Source organism: Citrobacter braakii (assembly GCF_002075345.1).
GTDB classification, from domain to species: domain Bacteria; phylum Pseudomonadota; class Gammaproteobacteria; order Enterobacterales; family Enterobacteriaceae; genus Citrobacter; species Citrobacter braakii.
This window is the reverse complement of sequence record NZ_NAEW01000080.1, coordinates 1-967: the sequence shown is the minus strand read 5'-3', so window position 1 is coordinate 967 and position 967 is coordinate 1. Positions and strand designations below refer to the sequence as shown.

1 protein-coding gene and 1 pseudogene are annotated in these 967 nt (G+C 52.5%); one reads left to right on the top strand and one right to left on the bottom strand.

Features of this window, described 5'->3' with window-relative positions; genetic code table 11:
- Positions 1-289 (top strand): annotated as a pseudogene (locus BZK42_RS29130) (shufflon system plasmid conjugative transfer pilus tip adhesin PilV); the annotation flags it as partial.
- A 293-nt stretch (positions 290-582) separates the two neighbouring features.
- Here BZK42_RS29130 and BZK42_RS27890 read toward each other — a convergent pair.
- On the bottom strand, positions 583-967 hold a 385-nt coding region (locus tag BZK42_RS27890; protein ID WP_143329786.1), incomplete at its 5' end, for a phage tail protein.

Here is a 967-nt window from a genome sequence, read left to right as displayed (position 1 = left end):
TTCATGCCAGTCCGGTGTGTGGACGGCAAGTGGCAAGATTACTGCGTTCGAGATGGTAAACGGCAACAACGCATGCGGTAAGTTTATTGAATCAAAAGCGTATTGCCCTGTAGGAAAACAGTTGATATCCGGGGGATTCGTTCTTTCCAGGTGGACAGGTGGTAGTGGCTGGAACACCCCTGATCTTTCAATGCCCTCCCCATTTGAAAATGCCTGGAAAATATATACTGGCGGTGGTGTTACTGGTGGTACTTGCATGAAGGCAATTGCATGGTGTGCCAGGGATTGACCGCTCATGACCACTCAATGACAGCATGTAATCATATACGTCGATTCCTCGCGTCTGTGGCCCGAAAAGCGGAGGCCCGCAGCATACCACCCCGAGGGACAACGATGCTCCTCGAAGTCGCGTCCGTTGTGATTTCCGGTCTCAAAACACTCACGTTGTTCTAAAACAGCAGGGTCTTTTTGCCAGCGACCGGACTGGCATTTTGCCGAATGCCAGCCGATCGCTGGCAAACTGCAAGAGTAGGTAATGTTGAAGTGGTCTGCGTTACACTCATGATCGCCTTTATTATCGGCTCAGCCCGCCTTGACAATGTAGTTAAATGCCACGTTTTTAGGGCGGACTTCCTGAGGGCCAGGGTAGTAGTACGTCATACCGTGGTGGTGACCTTTCAAATCTCCCCCTGTACTGGCTGTCATATTACTCTGATCCCCCTGATAGCTGAGGACTCTGCGACCAGGATCCAGTCCGCGGCCGTTATCCAGGCCACGGATAAATACCCCTCTCAGATCGGGCAAAACACAACCGGGATAAGTGCGTGCCAGTTGAGGGTATGAACCGCAGGGAAAACGCTGTCCAGCCATCAAAAAATAGCCGGGAGGAGGCGTCGTCGAAGGCCACGGGATGGGGCTTCCAATGGGGTAATTGTCAATTCCGCTCCAGCGACCGGACTGGCATGAA